The organism is Brevibacterium sp. (assembly GCF_022712115.1).
Lineage (GTDB): Bacteria > Actinomycetota > Actinomycetes > Actinomycetales > Brevibacteriaceae > Brevibacterium > Brevibacterium salitolerans.
The window spans coordinates 22,164-38,784 of record NZ_JALAHB010000052.1; the positions used below are offsets into that span (position 1 = coordinate 22,164).

Here is a 16,621-nt window from a genome sequence, read left to right on the forward strand (position 1 = left end):
CGATGGATCTGCTCGAAGTCGATGACCTCGCAGTGTCCTTCGCGGACCCCAAGGACCCGGACAGCGTCGCGCCCATCGTCAAGGGGGTGAGCTTCGGCATCGCCCCGGGCGAGGTGTTCGGACTGGTGGGTGAGAGCGGCAGCGGCAAGTCCGTCACCGCCCTGTCGATCATGGGGCTGCTCGACCCGCGCACCGCGCGTACGGCCGGCTCCGTGCGGCTGCAGGGCGAGGAGATCCTGCACGGCGGCGGCGTGGACCGTTCGCTGCGCGGCGCGCGCATGTCGATGGTCTTCCAGGAGCCGATGACGGCGCTGGATCCCGTCTTCACGATCGGCAGCCAGCTCGTCGAGACCCTCCGCGCTCACCAGCAGGTCAGTGTGCGCGAGGCGAGGCGGCGTTCGGTCGAGATGCTCGACGCCGTGGGCATCGTGGACCCCGCCGCCCGCTTCCACGCCTATCCGCACGAGCTCTCCGGCGGCATGCGCCAGCGCGTGGTCATCGCCCTCGCCCTCATCTGCGGGCCCGAGCTCCTCATCGCGGACGAACCGACCACCGCGGTGGACGCCACGGTCCAGCTCCAGCTGCTCCGGCTCATCCGCGAGGCCTGCACCGCGACGGGCACGGCCGTCCTCTTCATCACCCACGACCTCGGCGTCGTGAGCCAGCTGTGCGACCGGATGGCCACCATGTACGCCGGCGAGATCGTGGAGACGGGAGCGGTCGGCGAGGTGCTCTCCGCACCCCGGCACCCCTATACGGCGGCGCTGCTGGGAGCGCTGCCGCTGCCCTCCCGGCGCGGGCACCGCCTCATGTCGATCCCCGGCCGCGTCCCGGTGCCGGGGACGGAGCCGTCCGGCTGCTGGTTCGCGGACCGCTGCGCCTTCGTCGCGGACGAGTGCCGCACAGCGCACCCGCCGCTGCAGACCGCGGCCGAGCAGGCGGACGACCGTGCCGCACGCTGCATCCGCGTCGACGCGATCGCCGACGACCTCACCGCACTCGCACACGCCGATTCGCCCGCCGCGGTGGTCGGCGGCCTCGGAAAGGAGTCGCGATGACCCAGGGAGCACACACCTCGCCCACGGCGGAGACAGCGGCCCGCCCCATCTTCTCCGCGCGGAACGTGACCGTGGAGTTCAGGATCAAGCGCAATCACACCGTCACGGCCGTCTCCGGCGTGGACATCGACGTCCCCGCCCGCGCCTCGATCGGGCTCATCGGCGAATCCGGCTCCGGCAAGTCCACGCTCGCCCGCGCCCTGCTGGGCCTCGCCCCGGTCACCGCGGGCGAGATCCTGTGGGAGGGCAAGGACATCCGGAGGCTCTCCGCCGCGGATCGCCGCAGGTTCCGCACCACCGCGCAGATGATCTTCCAGGATCCGCACAGCGCGCTCGACCCGCGCAGGCGCATCCTCTCCAGCGTCATGGAGCCGCTGAAGGTCCTGGGCATCGGCAGCCGTGCGGAGCGGGAGGCCAGGGCGGAGGCCCTGCTCACCCAGGTGGGGCTGCGGATGGACCAGGCGCAGCGATTCCCCCATCAGCTCAGCGGCGGCCAGAAGCAGCGCGCCTGCATCGCCCGGGCGCTCATCGTCGATCCGCAGGTGCTCATCTGCGACGAGTCCGTCGCAGCCCTCGACGTGGCGCTGCAGGCGGAGATCCTCAACCTGCTCGACGACCTCCGTGAGCAGTTCGATCTGGCGCTCGTCTTCATCAGCCACGACCTCTCCGTCGTGGCCCACATCAGCGAGCAGCTCCACGTCATGCACCTGGGGAAGACGGTGGAGACCGGACCCACGGCCGAGGTGACCCGCGCACCCCGGCACGAGTACACCGAGAAGCTGCTCGCCTCCCAGCTCACCGTGGGTGCTTCCGGCCGGGCGCTGAACGGCAGCTCTGCGCACGGCGACGGCTCGCAGGAGGCACGCGCATGAAGTACGCATCCCTCGTCCTCACCCGGGTCGCCTCGACGATCCCCACCCTCGTCCTCGCCACCCTCATCGTCTTCTTCCTCATCCGCCTCATCCCCGGAGATCCCGCGAACGCGATCGCCGGGGAGTACGCCACCCCGGAGCGGCTCGCGGAGATCCGCACGGAGCTCGGCCTCGACCTCTCCCTGCCCATGCAGTACCTGTCCTGGGTGGGAGGCGTCCTCACCGGTGACCTCGGCGTGTCGTTCATGACCGGGCAGGGTGTGGCCGGGCTCATCCTCGAGCGCCTCCCCGTCACCCTGATCCTCACGACCATGGGCCTCGTCGTCGCGGTCCTCATCGGCCTGCCCACCGGCATCATCTCCGCCTCGCGCTCCGGCGGGCGCCTCGACCGGTTCCTCACGACCGCTGCGACGCTGGGGCTCGCCATCCCCAACTTCTGGCTGGGCATGGTCCTCATCCTCGTCTTCAGCGTGGCGCTCGGCTGGCTGCCCGGGCCCGGCGGTCCGCTGTTCACCGCGGACCCGCTGGGTGCGATCCGCGCCGCGATCCTCCCAGCGATCGCCCTGGGCCTGGTGGGCGGCGCGGAGATCTGCAGGCAGGTGCGCAGCGCCATGGTCGAGGACCTCACCAGCGATCACGTGCGCACGCACAAGGCCAAGGGACTCAGCTGGCGTCGCATCCTGTGGGTGCACTCCCTGAAGAACTCGAGCCTCCCCTTCCTCACGATCGTGGGCCTGCAGATCTCCCGCCTGCTGTCCGCCTCGGTCGTCGTCGAGACCGTGTTCGGCCTCTCCGGGCTCGGCACGCTCATCGTCACCTCCACCAACCAGCGCGAGTACCTGATCGTCCAGGGAGTCGTGCTCGTGATGGCGCTGCTGGTGATCTTCACCAACCTCGTCGTTGACATCTTCTACCGTGTGATCGATCCGAGGATCCGCTGATGACCGCTATGACGCATTCCGCACCCACCGCCGGTGCCGCCGCTGACGCCGGCCGGCCCTCCGGCCGTCCCCGCCTCCGGCGGCCGCGCATCGCCCGGGCCGCCAGCATCGTGATCCTGCTCGCGGCGCTCGTACTGCTGCTCGCCGGCCGCTGGCTCACTCCCTACGATCCGGACGCGCAGGATCTCACCACCGTCTTCGCCGGTCCCAGCTGGGAGCACTGGCTGGGCACGGACGACCTCGGCAGGGACGTCCTCTCCCGGATGATCGCCGGCGGACAGGCCACCATCGCCGCCTCGCTCTTCGCCGTCGTCGTGGCGCTGGGGCTGGGTCTGCCGGTGGGAATCGCCGCCGGCTATCTGGGCGGCTGGGTCGACACCTGCCTCATGCGGGTGGTCGACGCCCTCCTCGCCTTCCCCGCCATCGTCCTGGCGATCGGGGTGACCGCGTCCATGGGGATCGGGCTGTTCAACGCCATGCTCGCGGTGGGCGTGGTGCTCTCGCCGGCCATCGCGCGGCTGGCGCGTGCCCAGACGCTGAGCGTGAAGACCATGACCTATGTGGAGGCTGCCCGCTCGTTCGGCGCCCGGGGTCTCCGTGGGATCATCCTCCCCCACATCGTGCCCAACATGATCCAGCCGGTCATCGTGCAGACCTCGATCGTCTTCGGACTCGCGATGCTCGCGGAGGCCAGCCTGAGCTTCCTGCAGCTGGGTGTGCAGGCGCCCGGCTCCTCCTGGGGCGCGGTCCTCTCCCGCGCCTACTCCTTCATGAGCCAGGCGCCGCTGGCGATCCTGGTCCCCGGCATCGCGATCGCACTCATGGTGTTCGCCGCGAACATCATGGCCGACGAGTTCCAGGAGTGGTTGGACCCCAAACGGCGCAAGTGAGCGCGTACCGGCGGCGCACCTGACCGTGCGGAGGCCGCTCCCGGGCTCCGTGCCCACACCCCGGGAACGGGCTCCGCTGCCCATGGCTGCGGACCCGCACCCGGGCATACGGAGTCACCGTGGATCTGCCCGCGGCCGGCGCAGACTGCGCCGTCAGTCCGCCTGCGTGTCCGGCTCGGCCTGCGTCGTCAGACCCGGCTCCGTCTGCGCGGTCAGCGCGCCCTCGGGCAGCGCGGGAGCATAGCCGATGATCGCGAGGTAGAGCCGCGTCGCCTGGTCGATGACGTGCTCGCGCGTGCTCGGGTCCCGGCGGATGGCGCGGGCGGAGTCGAGGAGGACCGGCCGCATGACCGCGGCGGCGTACTCGACGGTGACCTTGGGCTCTGCGAGCCCCTGCGCGATCAGCCGGTGGATGTGGCCGCGCGTCCTGTGCGCGGGACGCTCGACGGACTCCTCGTAGATCTCCTTCACACGGGCGTCGTGCTCCGCCCGGCCGGCGATCTCCTCCACGAGCTCGAGGCTCTCGACGTAGACGCCGATGAAGGCTTCAGTCGAGGCCCGGGACAGCAGGACCGGATCGTCGGCCGTGGGACCCGTGTGGTGGTGCGCCTCGAGGAGCTCCTCCCGGAGCTGCTCCGCGACCTCGCGGAACGCCTCGGCCTTGGTGGCGAAGTAGACGTAGAAGCTGGGTCTGGACACGCCTGCGGCCGCGGCGATCTCCCCGATCGTCGCGGCGGCGAACCCCCGCTGCGAGAAGACCGCCCGTGCGCCTTGGAGCAGGGCGGTCTTCGTCGCGGAGTCCTGGTCACGTCGCAGGTCCCGGGCAGTCGCCCAGTCCGCGTCGCTCATCTGGCTGCGGGCCATCGCGGGTCCCCCTGTCCGGTCGGCAGTCGTGCCGCAGGGAGGACCGTCCGGCGGCCCGCTCCGTCGTCCGGAGCGAGGCCGCCGCCCGCGACCGGCCCGTGCTCAGCCGCGCGTGCCCTCCGCGAACTCCCTGCGGAGCTTGTACTTCTCGATCTTATTCGTGGGGGTGCGCGGAATGTCTGCGACGATCCGGATGTGGCGGGGACGCATGTAGCGGGGCATCGTCTCCTCCGCGTGCGCACGCAGGTCCTCCTCCCTCACCGCAGCACCCTCGGCCGGCACCACGTAGGCCACGATGTCGTCCTCGTCCCCCTCCTCGCCGGGAACGGCGAAGACGGCGGACATCTGCACGGCAGGATGCGTGTTGAGCAGGTCCTCCACCTGGAACGAGGACAGGTTCTCGCCCTTCACCCGGATGCGGTCTCCCAGCCTGTCGATGAAGCGGAACGAGCCGTCCTCCTCCCGGAGGGCCGAGTCGCCCGTGTGGAACCAGCCGCCGCGCCAGGCGTGGGCGGTGGCATCCGGCTTGCCGATGTACTCGAGCATCATGAGGTCCGGGATCCTGGGCCGCACGGCCAGCTCGCCCGGCTGCCCCGGTGCGCACGGCTTCTCGAAGGAGGCGAGGACCTCCACCTCGCAGAAGGCCGCCGGATAGCCCATGGCGCCCTTCACCGTGACCTGCGCTCCGTCGACCACCGTGGTGCCCCGGCGTGCGCAGTCGGCGAGGATGTCCGCCCTGCGCTTTCCCCTGAGCAGGTGTTCCGGCGTGCCCGTGCCGGGAGGGCACTCGTCCAGGAGCAGCTTGAGCGGCGCGCCGGATTCGGTCTGACCGAACCCGGCGGACACGAAGTCGATGCCGAACCTGCGCGCGACCTCCGTGTGATGGAGCGGAAGCGGCTGCATGTGCACCTTGGACAGGGTGTTCTCCGGGTCCGTCTCACTGGGAGGCGCTTTCATGAGCCAGGGCACCATGACGTCGAGGAGGATCGCGGAGGTCGCCCCGCGCAGGGCGATCCTGTCCCAGAACTCCGAGGCGGAGAAGCGGTTCCACAGCGCCGTCTCGCAGCCGGCCCAGACCGCCTTGCCGAAGTTCGCGAACGCACCGCCCACGTGGTACATCGGCAGGTCGTTGTACACGACGTCGTCCTCGTCGAGGTTGCCGCGCATGCCGAAGGTGTACTGGTTGACCCACAGGTGCGGCTGCAGGACGCCCTTGGCGGGACCGGTGGTGCCCGAGGTGTAGACGATGTTCGCCGGATCCCCGGGGCCCACCGTCACCGCAGGCCTGGGCAGGTCCGCGGTGAGGCTGCTCCACGGCACCCGCGGCGCGCCGGTGCTTCCGGACGGCTCAGCGGAGCCCTGGGCGTCCGGGCCGGCGGTGCCCGAGGCGGCGGTCGCCGAGGCGTGTTCCCTCAGGCCGCCCGCAGTGCCCTCGTGGCCCAGCACCGCGGCCCCGAGGCCGGGCTCCTCGAGCTCCGCCCACACCTCGTCGATGCGCCCGACGAGGTCCTCATCGGTGATGACGAGCCGCGGACCGGTGTCGTTCAGCTGGTAGGACAGCAGCCGCCCCCGGTAGGAGAAGTTCACGGGGCAGTAGATCGCGCCCGCCTTCCAGCAGGCGAAGACGGTCTGCGCGGCCAGGACGCTGTGGGTGGTGAATACGGACACCCGGTCGCCCTTGCGGATCCCGAGGGCGGCGAGGCTGCCCGCCATCCTGTCCGTGTCACGAGCGAACTGCCGGTACGTCACCTCCTCCCCCGCCTCCCCGTCGTAGATGCACACGGCCTCCGGACGACGCTCCGCCCAGTGGTCGAGCCGGTCCAGCAGGGTCACCCCATCGGCTGTGAGGAGCTCGAAGATCTCCTCTCCTCCCGTGGCCGTGCCTCCACCGGCGCAGGTTCCGCCGGCACTGCTTCCGCCGGCGCCGTCTCCAGCGGTCTGTTCCTCAGCCGTCATCGCGGTACTCCTTCGTCCACATCGTGTTCCTCCTGTACTGCTGCGCGAGTCCGTTCACGCGCGTCTGCGGCCCTGCCGCGGCGTTGCCGCGTACCCCGAGCCTCAGGGACGCACACCGAACGACGGCGGTCCGGCGAGCCTGGGCAGCACCCGGTAGGCGTCCTCGGCCCATTCGCACAGCCGTCTGCGGGTGGTGCGGGGATCGATGATGTCCTGCACGCTGAACGTCTCCGCGGTGCGGAACCGCGAGGACACCTTCTCCAGCTCCGCCGTGATCTCCGCCAGCCGCGCGGCAGGGTCCTCACTGGCGGCGAGCTCTGCGCGGAAGGCGGCCTCGATGCCGCCCTGCGGCGGGAGCGAGCCCCAGTCCCCGGAGGGCCACGCCCAGCTCCGGACCGCGCGATGCCGGTTGACGATGCCGGCGCCGCCCACGCCGTAGACGCGGCGCAGGATGATCTCCGCCTGCGGGATCCGGGCCTGGTACACGGCCGTGATCGCACGGGCTCCCGCACGGATCGTGGCGTCCCGCTCCGCCTTGGAGCCGATGGTCATCCCGGCCTGGTCCGTGAGGCTCACGAGCGGCAGGTGGAAGGTCTCGCAGAGGTCCACCAGCCGCTCCACCGCCTGTGCGCCCTCGCGGGACAGGGTGGCGCCTCGGGAGGGGTCCGCGGTGATGACGCCCACCGGTCGGCCGCCCAGGCGGGCGAGCGCGGTGAAGGTGCCGTCGCCGTACTCCGCGAAGCGGAACACGGAGCCGCGGTCGAACACCGCCTCGAGGATGGGGCCGATCTCGTAGATCCGCCGGGGGTTGCGCGGCACGGCGGAGACCAGAGACTGTTCCGCCCGCTCGAGCGGATCCGCGCAGTCGACGACGGGCGGGAGCTCGTCCACGGAGGACGGCAGGTAGGAGAGGAAGTCGCGCACCACACGGCAGGCGGTCTCCTCGTCCGGGACGAACCGCTCCACCGTGCCGTTCCCCCGGTGCACGGCCTCACCGCCCAGGCCCTCCTTGCTCAGGTCCTCGCCGGTGGCCGCCTTCACCACCGGGGGGCCTGCGGTGAAGAGCTGCCCGAGTCCGCTCACCATCACACCGAAGTGGGACATGACGAAGCGCGCCGCTCCGAGGCCCACCGTGGGGCCCGCGCACACGGAGACGACGGGCACGCGGGAGAGGTTGTCCACCACCGCATCCCAGCCGGGATTCACGGGCAGGTACATCGCGCCCGCCTCCAGCACCTTCTTCACGCTGCCGCCGCCGCTGGCCCCGTCCAGCATGCGGACGACCGGCACCCGCATCTCCCCGGCGAGCTCCTCCGCGAAGATCTGCTTCTCATGCACAGCTGCGTCGCCGGACCCGCCGCGGATCGTGAAGTCGTCGATCCCCAGGATCGCCCTGCGCCCGTCCAGCCGGGCCGTGCCGGTGAGGTGGTTGGACGGCTTCACCCCCACGAGGTTGCCCTCCGCGTCATACTCGCTGAAACCTGCGAGCGGGCCGATCTCGTCATAGCTGCCCTCGTCGGCCAGCATCGCGATCCGCTCCAGTGCCGTGAGCCTGCCCTCCGCGTGCTGGCGGGCGATCTTCTCCGGCCCGCCCAGCTGCGCGGCGAAGGCGTGCCGGCGGCGCAGCTCCTCGAGCTCGTCCGCCCAGTCGTCGTCACCGGAGGCACCGGCTCCGGCATCAGCACCGGCAGCGGGCTCCCCGGGCGCTCCGGTTCCGGAGAGGCCGCCCGCGGCACCTTCTCCGGCCTCGGGCCCCGCTGCACCGGCCGCCTGTGCACCGGTCACCTCTGCGCCGTTCGCCGAGGCAGGCGCGCCCGCCGCCCCCGCGTCCTCCCGGACTCGGCCGTAGGCCAGCAGCTGGCCGGCCTCCACCATGTCGCCCACGGACACCAGCACGCGGTCGATCACGAGGCCCGGCGGTGCGGACACCGGGTGCTCCATCTTCATCGCCTCGACGACGGCCGCGGGAGCACCCGCAGGGGCCGCCTCGCCCTCCTCCAGCGAGAGCGCCGCGACGACCCCGGAGAGTCCCGCGGTGATCCGCTCCGCTCCTGCGGGCACCTCCACAGCCGCGGCACCCCCGGGACCGCCGGCGCCGCCGGACGGGACCCCTGCCTCACCCGGCGCATCCGTCCCGGCCTCCGCACCGGCGGCGCCCTCCCCCGGATCCTCCGCATCCGCAGGGAGCGTGTGCGCGAGGAGCCGCGGGAGCGCGCTGTCGAGGTAGCCGGTGTGCGTGCGTCCGGCGAGGAACTCCTGGTCGGTGAGCACTGCGTGGAGGAGCGCGCGGTTGGTGGTGAGCGGCCGGAGCGAGAGGTCGCACAGGGCCTCGGCCGTCACAGCGGCCGCACCGGCGAAGGTGGGCGAGTGCCCGATCACCTTGGCGGCCAGCGAATCGAACCGGGGGCTGACGGCGCAGCGGCCCGCGAGCGCGGTGTCCACGCGCACATACCGGCCGGCGGGCAGGCGCAGGTCGTCGATCCGGCCCGCTGCGGGAAGCACCTCGCCCGAGGCGTCGATCGTCTCCGCGTTCACCCGCGCCTGGATCGCGTACCCCTGCGCACGCGGCGGCCGGTCCAGTCCGACCGCCGCGAGGTCCTCTCCGGCGGCGATCCGCAGCTGTGCGGCGACGAGGTCCGCGCCGGTGATCTCCTCCGTGACGGTGTGCTCCACCTGCAGGCGGGGGTTCACCTCCATGAAGCAGAAGTCCTCACCGGAGACCAGGAACTCCACCGTCGCCAGCGAGGTGAGGGAGACGGCGCGGGCCAGCCGCAGCGCCGCGTCGAGGATGCGCTGCCGCAGCTCCGGCGGCAGGGAGGGGCTCGGGGCGATCTCCACGATCTTCTGGTTGCGCCGCTGCACGGAGCAGTCCCGCTCCCACAGGTGCTGAACCTCCCGGCCGTCGCCCACCACCTGCACCTCGATGTGGCGGGGCGCCTCCACGAGCTTCTCGACGAACACGGCAGCCGAGCCGAAGAACTGCGCGGCCTCCCGGGCGCAGGCCTCCATCGCCCCTGCCAGCTCGGCCGGCTCCGTGACCCTCCGCAGGCCGCGACCGCCGCCTCCGGACGCGGCCTTGACCATCACCGGCCCGTGGAGCCGGCAGAACTCCTCCGCCTCCTCCACGGTGGGCGACAGGCCGGTCGCCGGCACCACCGGCACACCCGAGCGCTGGGCGAGCTCGCGGGCGGCCGCCTTGTCGCCGAACACCTCGAGGGTCTCCGGCGACGGGCCCGCGAAGACCAGTCCGGCCTGCGCGCAGGCTCGGGCGAGCGCCGCGCTCTCGGAGAGGAAGCCGTACCCGGGGTGGATGCAGCGGGCACCGGTCCGCCGCGCCGCGTCGATGATCGCGGGCACGTCCAGATACGCCGCAGGCCCTGTCCCTTCGAGGAGGACCACCTCGTCGGCATGGCGGCAGTGGAGCTGGTCGTCCTCGGTGCCGACGGCGACGGCCGTCCACCCGAGCGCGTGCACGGCGTCGATGATCCGTACGGCGACCTCGCCGCGGTTGGCAATGAGGACAGTGGACATCGGTGCTCCATCGCTGTATTGACATCAGTGTCAATGTGAAGTGAAGCACGCCGGGTCAGTGGTGTCAACGGCAGGAGGCGACGCCGGTGCCGCCGCGAGGGCACACCCCGCGTGCGTGCTCAGCCGCCCGCATACACGTGGGCGGGAGCGCCCGTCCCCGGGGCGTGCCCTGGCCGCGCAGCGACCAGAACCCGTGAAAAGGGCCCACCGCCCGCATATCCTTGGGTGGCCGAGCACGTGCGCGGGCCCCCAGCGCTCAGACGTCCCCGTCGCGGCAGGAGACGAGCCCTGCCGCGCGCGTAACGCTCCTGAAACACCCCCATGTATAAGGTGACCGCCATGTCTGAAACTTCATCCGCGTCCGTGCGCGACCTCTCGCGCGCCGTCGCACCGTCCACACACTTCGCCGACCAGCTCGACGCCGCGACCGCCGCCGCGCTGAAGACCGAGCGCCACCCCGGCTCCGCGTTCGCGGGCGCGAGCGAGGACCTGCACACCCGCCTCGAGGCGCACATCGAGAGCGTGCGCGCGGAGATGGTCGACCTCATGCTGGACCTCGCCGCGCACCCGGAGGTCGCCTTCGAGGAGCACCGCTCCAGCCAGGCGATCGTGGACCTGCTCGCCCGGCACGGGATCACCGCGCAGAAGGGCGTGCACGGCGTCGAGACCGCCATCCGCGCGGAGCTCCCCGCGCCGGAGAGCGCCGGGGCGGACGCCCCCACCCTCGCGGTGCTCTCCGAGTACGACGCCCTGCCCGTGGTGGGCCACGGCTGCGGCCACAACGTCATCGCCGTGATGGGCCTCGGCGGCTTCCTGGGCCTGGCCAAGCTGGCCGAGGAGGACCCGGCCGCCGTGCCCGCGCGCATCGTCTACCTGGGCACGCCGGCGGAGGAGGGCCACAGCGGCAAGGAGGTCATGGCGCGGGCCGGAGCGTTCGACGGCCTCGACGCCGCCGTCATGGCCCACGGCTACGGCTACGATCTCGCCGATCAGCTGTGGCTGGGCCGCCGCACCCTCACGGTGGAGTTCCACGGCCACACGGCCCACGCCTCGGCGCAGCCCTTCATGGGACGCAACGCCCTGGACGCGGCCTCGCTCATGTATCAGGGCGTGGGGCTGCTCCGCCAGCAGGTGCCGCCCTCGGACCGGATCCACGCCGTCCTCACCTCCGGCGGCGACCGCGCCAGCGTCATCCCGGACTACGCACGCGTGGAGATGTACGTGCGCTCCCCGGAGCCCGCCACTCTGCGCGATCTGTCGTCACGCGTCCACCGCATCGCGCAGGGCGCGGCGCTCATGACGGACTGCGGTGTGACCATCAGCTGGGACAACCACCCGCCCTCCCTGTCCGTGCGCACCAACGAGGCGCTGACCGGCCGCTGGGTGGAGGCCCAGCGGCGCCGCGGCCGCGACCCGCTGCCCCGCGGAGTGGTCTCGGAGACGCTCGCGGCCTCCACGGACTTCGGCAATGTGAGCTTCCGGCTGCCGGGCATGCACCCGCTCATCAGGATCAGTGACGCCGAGGTCGCCCTTCACACCCGCGAGTTCGCCGAGGCCGCGACCTCCGAGCTTGCGAAATCGGCGGCGGCGGACGGCGCCTACGGGCTCGCCGCCACGCTCCTGGACGTGGCCCACGACCCGGAGCTCGCCCGCGCAGTCGCGGACGAGTTCGAGGCCGCCGGAGGCGCCATCGACGTCGAGACCTACTTCGACTGACCTGCCCCTCACCTCGCTCATCCTCAGCGGAGATCCCCACGCCGCCCGCACCCGAGCGGCATCTCCCTCACAACCCAACGGAGACCCCATGGACAACCCGACCCTGGACCCCAAGGTCCGGATCACCCGCATGGACAAGCTGCTCAACGGCGTCGAGCGCGTGGGCAACAAGCTGCCCGAGCCGTTCATGCTGTTCCTCCTCCTCTTCCTCATCACCGGCATCGTGTCCACCGCGATGGCCTGGGCGAACGTGGTCGTGGAGGTGCCCGGCAGCGACGAGCCCACCGTCATCAAGGGCCTGTTCACGGCGGAGGGCCTCACCTGGCTCACCACCAGCCTCGGCGAGAACTACATCGGCTTCCCGCCGCTGCTCACCGTCATGCCCATCCTCCTGGCGATCGGCATCGCGCAGCACTCCGGCATGCTCGCAGCCGCCGTGCGCAAGCTGTTCGGCTCCTCCCCCAAGTGGCTGCTGCCGTACGTGGTGGGCTTCGTGGGCGTCGTCGCCTCGATCATGGCCGACTCCGCCTTCGTGGTGATCCCGCCGCTGGCCGCACTGGTGTTCAAGGCGGCGGGCCGCCACCCCGTCGCGGGCCTGCTGGGCGGCTTCGCGGCCGCCGGTGCCGGCTACTCGACGAACATCTTCCCCACCAGCCTGGACGCGCTCTTCGCCGGCATCACCAATTCCGTCATGGAGTCGCTGCCGGGCATCGACGCCACGCTCGTCAACCCCGTCTCCAACTGGTGGTTCAACATCGCCTCATCCCTGGTGCTGGGCTTCGTCGCCGGCTTCATCATCGACAAGGTGATCGAGCCCCGGATGTTCCGCCAGGGCATCCCGATCGACGAGGTCGCCGTCGAGGGCGACACCGGCACGGACGCCGAGCAGATGCGCGCCAAGCTCACCCCCGCGGAGAACAAGGGCCTGCTCATCGCCGTCCTCAGCGCCGTGGTGCTCACCGCGCTGGTCCTCTGGGCGACGCTCATCCCCACCTCGCCGTGGCGCAACGAGGAGGGCGGCTTCCTGCCCGCCTCCCCGCTGCTGAGCTCGATCGTCTTCCTCGTCTTCATCTACTTCGTGGTCGTCGGGATCGCCTACGGCGCGGTGGTGGGCACCATCCGCTCCACCCGTGACGCCGTGGGGATGATGAGCGACGCGCTCAAGGAGATGCTGCCGTTCATCGTGCTGGCGTTCATCCTGGGCCAGTTCATCGCCCTGTTCAACTGGTCCGGGATCGGCTCCTGGATCGCCGTCACGGGTGCGAACGGCCTGCAGAGCATCGGCCTGACGGGCTTCGCCGCGCTGGTGGGCTTCATCATCCTGGCCAGCTTCCTCAACCTGTTCATCATCTCCGGCTCCGGCATGTGGACGATCATGGCCGCGGTGTTCGTGCCCATGTTCGCGCTGCTGGGATACGAGCCCGCCGCCACCCAGGCGGCGTTCCGCGTGGGCGATTCGGCCACCCAGGTCATCACTCCCATGAACCCCTACATGGTGGTGCTGCTGGGCATGCTGCGGAAGTACGAACCGCAGGCGGGCCTCGGCTCGCTCATCGCCCGCATGCTGCCGTTCGTCATCCCGTTCTGGCTGGTGTGGACCGTCATCCTGGCCGTGTTCTTCTTCGCGGACCTGCCGCTGGGCCCGGGACAGGACTTCTACCTGGCCGACTGAGCCTCGCGGCGGGCTGCGGCCTCGGTACCACCTTCGTTTCGCACCTTCTGACGGTGTGCGCATGTGCACGCATGCGCACACCGTCAGAAGGTGCGAAACGTCGTCTGGGGCCGGCCGCGGCGGGGCACATAGACTCTCGACATGGTTCGTGTGCTGATCGTCGAGGACGACGTGCGGCTGGCATCCGCGCTGACCCAGGTGCTCTCCGCCGGCGGCTTCGAGGTCGAGCACGTCGCGACCGGCGCCGTCGCACTCACGGCCGCCACGGCGGACATCGTGCTGCTCGACCTGGGCCTGCCGGACATGGACGGTGCCGAGGTCCTGGCCCGGCTGCGGGCGCGCTTCGACATGGCCGGGGCCGGCATCCTCATCCTCAGCGCACGCGGCCAGACCGCCCAGCGGGTCTCAGGGCTGCGTGCGGGGGCCGACGACTACATCGTCAAGCCCGTCTCGATCGCCGAGCTCACCGCACGCATCGAGGCGGTGGCGCGCAGATCGGTCCACCGGCAGGAGGCCGAGATCTCCGCCGGCGACATCGTCGTCGACCTCCGCAACGGGCAGGCCGCGCTCAACGGCACACCCGTCGAACTCACCGCCAAGGAGTTCTCCCTGCTCGCCGCCCTGGTGCGCGGCACCGGCCGCACCGTGCCCCGCGATGAGCTCATCCTCGAGGTCTGGGGCACCGTCTGGCCCTCCACCGCCCGCTCGCTCGAGGTGCACCTCAGTGCCCTGCGCGCCAAACTGGGCGGGAGCGAGCGGATCGAGACGGTGCGCGGCGTGGGCTACCGCCTGCGGGAGCGGCCGTGCACGAAAGACTGATCGCGATTTACCTGGGCCTCCTGATCGCTGCGACGATCGGACTCGCGGTGCCGTTCGCGCTGGCAGTGCTGGACCGGGCGTCCACCAACATGCTCCTCGACAGGACGGCGGACGCCGCCCGCTTCTCCTCTCTGGCCGGCACCGCGGTCCTCACGGGGGAGGCGGAGACGCTCACGGCAGAGCTCGAGGCCTACGAGGACCTCTACGGGATCGCCGCCGTGCTCGTCGACGCCGATGGGGAGCTCGTCGCCGGGAGCAGCGCAGGCACCTCCCTGAGGGACCTGCAGGAGGCGGCGGGGATCACCGGCCCCGGACCGGCGGAACCCGTCATGCTGGCGTTGGCCGGAGTGCGGCAGGACCTGGACGAACGCATCTGGCCGTGGTCGGGCGACGACCTCCTCGTGGCCGAGCCCGTGAATGACAGCGGCGAGACGATCGGCGCCGTCGTCACGGCCTCGCCCACCGCAGCGCTCCGCCACGGAGTCGCCGTGCAGTGGGCAGTGGCCGCGGCCGGTGTGGCGCTCGTCCTCCTCGCAGGAGCATGGGCCGCCCGGCCTCTGAGCCGCTGGGTGCTGCGTCCCGTGACCCAGCTCGCCGAGGCCGCAGAGGCCGTGAGCCGCGGACATCTGGAGACACGGGTCTCGGAAGGGCACGGGCCGGGCGAGCTGCGCGGCCTCGCCCGCGCGTTCAACCGCATGAACGCCACCATCGCGCAGATGCTCGAGCGGCAGCGCCAGTTCGTCGCCTACGCCGGGCACCAGATCCGCAATCCGCTCGCCGTGGTGCGCCTGCGGGTCGAATCACTGGGGCTGTCCCTCCCGCCGGAACAGAGCGAGGCGCACATGGTGGCGCTGGAGGAGCTCGACCGCCTCACACGCACCTGCGAGAGCCTGCTGACACTGGCCCGCTCCGCCGAGGTGGAACCGGAGCGCATCACCGCAGACGTCTCCCGGATCGCCCATGCCCGTGCGCGGGCGTGGGCACCCATCGCGCAGGAGCTCGGCGCTTCCCTGGAGGTCGACGTCCCGCCCGCCCTGGTGGTCCGCTGCGTGGAGCACACTCTGGATCAGACCCTCGACGTGCTCATCGACAATGCGCTGAAGTTCGGCGGCAGGGGCGTGCGGGTCCGGGTCTCGGCCGAACGCCGCGGGGAGGACGGTGTGCACATCAGCGTGGAGGACGACGGGCCCGGTCTGCCGGAGCATCTGCTGCATGCCGCACTCGTGCCGTTCTGGCGCAGCGAGCCGGAGCGCCGCGCCCTCGTCCCCTCGGCGGGGGACGAGGCCGATGACGCGATGGGTGCCGAGGCCGAGGTCGGTTCGGAGGCCGAGTCCTGGTCCAGCACCGGCGGCGGGCGCGCGTCTGAGTCCGGCTCCGGTGACAGCGATGGGCCGGGCGGCTCCGGCCTCGGGCTCTCCGTCGTCGTGACCCTGCTGGAGCTCGACGGCGGGCGCCTCGAGCTCCAGCCCGTTCAGCCGCACGGCAGCAGGGCCGTGGTGACGCTGAGTGGGGCCCGATAGCAGTAGCGCCTCGACCGCGCGACTGTCCGGTTCCACGGTTCTGCACCAAGCTCTCGCCGCCTTCGGCGCATTGAGCGGAGAGAGGGTCACCCAGGCGCGACGACCTCAAGCCCGTGCGCGCGGGCGGCTTCGGCAAGCCTGATGTCGTAGGTCAGGATCGCCGAAGCTTCGATGTCGAGCGCACCGGCGAGGTGCAGTGCATCGAGACTGCGCAGTCCGATCTGCGGGTACAGACCCGCTTCGCGGAACTGGTCCCTCCTCAAGGGGGTGAGCGTCACACCGTCGAGAACGGCGGTGATCAGCACTTGGTCGATGTCGTGGCGTATTCCGATCCGGCGCAGCTCGGTTTCGAGGAGATCACTGGAGACGAGGGTCGGCCCTTCGTCCAGGTAGCTGCGCAGGCGATCCGACTCCCGCTCGTCGCTGAGCAGCTTCACCGCCGCCGAGGTGTCGAGATAGACCACCGAGGTCATCGTCGATGCGGCAGCGGCACCCGTCATCATCGTTCCCTCCGCTCGTCGTCGATGATCTCAGTCACGGAGTGCCTGAGCGCGACCTTCGGAAGGGCCGACCAGCCGCCCTTCCTCCGGGCGAGGCGCGATACCGGGAAGGGCAGCACGGGCGCCGCCGGAGGGGAGAGGTGTGCGACGACGACTCCGTGGTTCGTCACCTCCATCGCCTCCCCGGCAGCGACGCGACGCAGCACGTCGGCTGAGTTGTTGCGGAGTTCGCGATGCGTGATGGTGGCCATAGATCAAGCGTAGCACCACACGTAGCACGCA

13 protein-coding genes are annotated in these 16,621 nt (G+C 71.3%); 8 read left to right on the forward strand and 5 right to left on the reverse strand.

Going from position 1 to position 16,621, the window contains the following annotated elements; translation table 11 throughout:
• Positions 1 to 2: 2 nt before the first annotated feature.
• The 4 genes from Q0A33_RS03090 to Q0A33_RS03105 are packed head-to-tail and all read left to right on the forward strand — an operon-like array spanning position 3 to position 3,761.
• Positions 3 to 1,058: an ABC transporter ATP-binding protein gene (locus Q0A33_RS03090; RefSeq protein ID WP_291792940.1), complete on the forward strand. Its 1,056-nt coding sequence runs from the start codon at positions 3 to 5 to the stop codon at positions 1,056 to 1,058.
• Positions 1,055 to 1,930, forward strand: coding sequence for an ABC transporter ATP-binding protein (locus Q0A33_RS03095; protein WP_291792944.1), 876 nt, complete (start codon positions 1,055 to 1,057; stop codon positions 1,928 to 1,930). The genes Q0A33_RS03090 and Q0A33_RS03095 overlap by 4 nt, the downstream gene beginning before the upstream one ends.
• Positions 1,927 to 2,871 carry an ABC transporter permease gene (locus tag Q0A33_RS03100; RefSeq protein ID WP_291792947.1) on the forward strand — a complete coding sequence of 315 codons (945 nt, stop codon included), beginning with the start codon at positions 1,927 to 1,929 and terminating at the stop codon, positions 2,869 to 2,871. Before Q0A33_RS03095 ends, Q0A33_RS03100 begins: the two co-directional genes overlap by 4 nt.
• Positions 2,871 to 3,761, forward strand: a complete 891-nt coding sequence (locus Q0A33_RS03105) for an ABC transporter permease (protein ID WP_291792950.1) — start codon at positions 2,871 to 2,873, stop codon at positions 3,759 to 3,761. Before Q0A33_RS03100 ends, Q0A33_RS03105 begins: the two co-directional genes overlap by 1 nt.
• A gap of 153 nt (positions 3,762 to 3,914) precedes the next feature.
• Here the strand turns inward: Q0A33_RS03105 and Q0A33_RS03110 are convergent, their stop codons facing one another.
• The 3 genes from Q0A33_RS03110 to Q0A33_RS03120 form a co-directional block, all read right to left on the reverse strand.
• Positions 3,915 to 4,625: a TetR/AcrR family transcriptional regulator gene (locus Q0A33_RS03110; protein WP_291792953.1), complete on the reverse strand. Its 711-nt coding sequence runs from the start codon at positions 4,623 to 4,625 to the stop codon at positions 3,915 to 3,917.
• Between the two features lie 102 nt (positions 4,626 to 4,727).
• Positions 4,728 to 6,581, reverse strand: a complete 1,854-nt coding sequence (locus Q0A33_RS03115) for an AMP-binding protein (RefSeq protein ID WP_291792955.1) — start codon at positions 6,579 to 6,581, stop codon at positions 4,728 to 4,730.
• Positions 6,582 to 6,683: 102 nt separating this feature from the next.
• Positions 6,684 to 10,112 carry a carboxyl transferase domain-containing protein gene (locus Q0A33_RS03120; RefSeq protein WP_291792958.1) on the reverse strand — a complete coding sequence of 1,143 codons (3,429 nt, stop codon included), beginning with the start codon at positions 10,110 to 10,112 and terminating at the stop codon, positions 6,684 to 6,686.
• A 339-nt stretch (positions 10,113 to 10,451) separates the two neighbouring features.
• On the opposite strand from Q0A33_RS03120, the gene Q0A33_RS03125 reads away from it, so the two are divergent.
• The 4 genes from Q0A33_RS03125 to Q0A33_RS03140 all read left to right on the forward strand — a co-directional run bounded on the left by Q0A33_RS03125 (position 10,452) and on the right by Q0A33_RS03140 (position 15,839).
• Entirely contained in the window at positions 10,452 to 11,828 is a 1,377-nt protein-coding gene (locus Q0A33_RS03125; RefSeq protein WP_291792962.1) for a M20 family metallopeptidase, read from the forward strand.
• Positions 11,829 to 11,916: 88 nt separating this feature from the next.
• On the forward strand, positions 11,917 to 13,500 hold the full coding sequence (locus Q0A33_RS03130) for an AbgT family transporter (protein ID WP_291792965.1): 1,584 nt from the start codon (positions 11,917 to 11,919) through the stop codon (positions 13,498 to 13,500).
• Positions 13,501 to 13,641: 141 nt separating this feature from the next.
• Positions 13,642 to 14,319: a response regulator transcription factor gene (locus Q0A33_RS03135; protein ID WP_291792968.1), complete on the forward strand. Its 678-nt coding sequence runs from the start codon at positions 13,642 to 13,644 to the stop codon at positions 14,317 to 14,319.
• Positions 14,304 to 15,839, forward strand: coding sequence for a HAMP domain-containing sensor histidine kinase (locus Q0A33_RS03140; RefSeq protein ID WP_291792971.1), 1,536 nt, complete (start codon positions 14,304 to 14,306; stop codon positions 15,837 to 15,839). Before Q0A33_RS03135 ends, Q0A33_RS03140 begins: the two co-directional genes overlap by 16 nt.
• Before the next feature lie 86 nt (positions 15,840 to 15,925).
• On the opposite strand, the gene Q0A33_RS03145 is transcribed toward Q0A33_RS03140, so the two are convergent.
• A complete protein-coding gene (locus Q0A33_RS03145) occupies positions 15,926 to 16,342 on the reverse strand; it encodes a type II toxin-antitoxin system VapC family toxin (protein ID WP_291792974.1) in 417 nt (138 codons plus the stop codon).
• Positions 16,339 to 16,590 carry a type II toxin-antitoxin system prevent-host-death family antitoxin gene (locus Q0A33_RS03150; protein WP_291792977.1) on the reverse strand — a complete coding sequence of 84 codons (252 nt, stop codon included), beginning with the start codon at positions 16,588 to 16,590 and terminating at the stop codon, positions 16,339 to 16,341. The genes Q0A33_RS03145 and Q0A33_RS03150 overlap by 4 nt, the downstream gene beginning before the upstream one ends.
• Positions 16,591 to 16,621 lie beyond the last annotated feature (31 nt).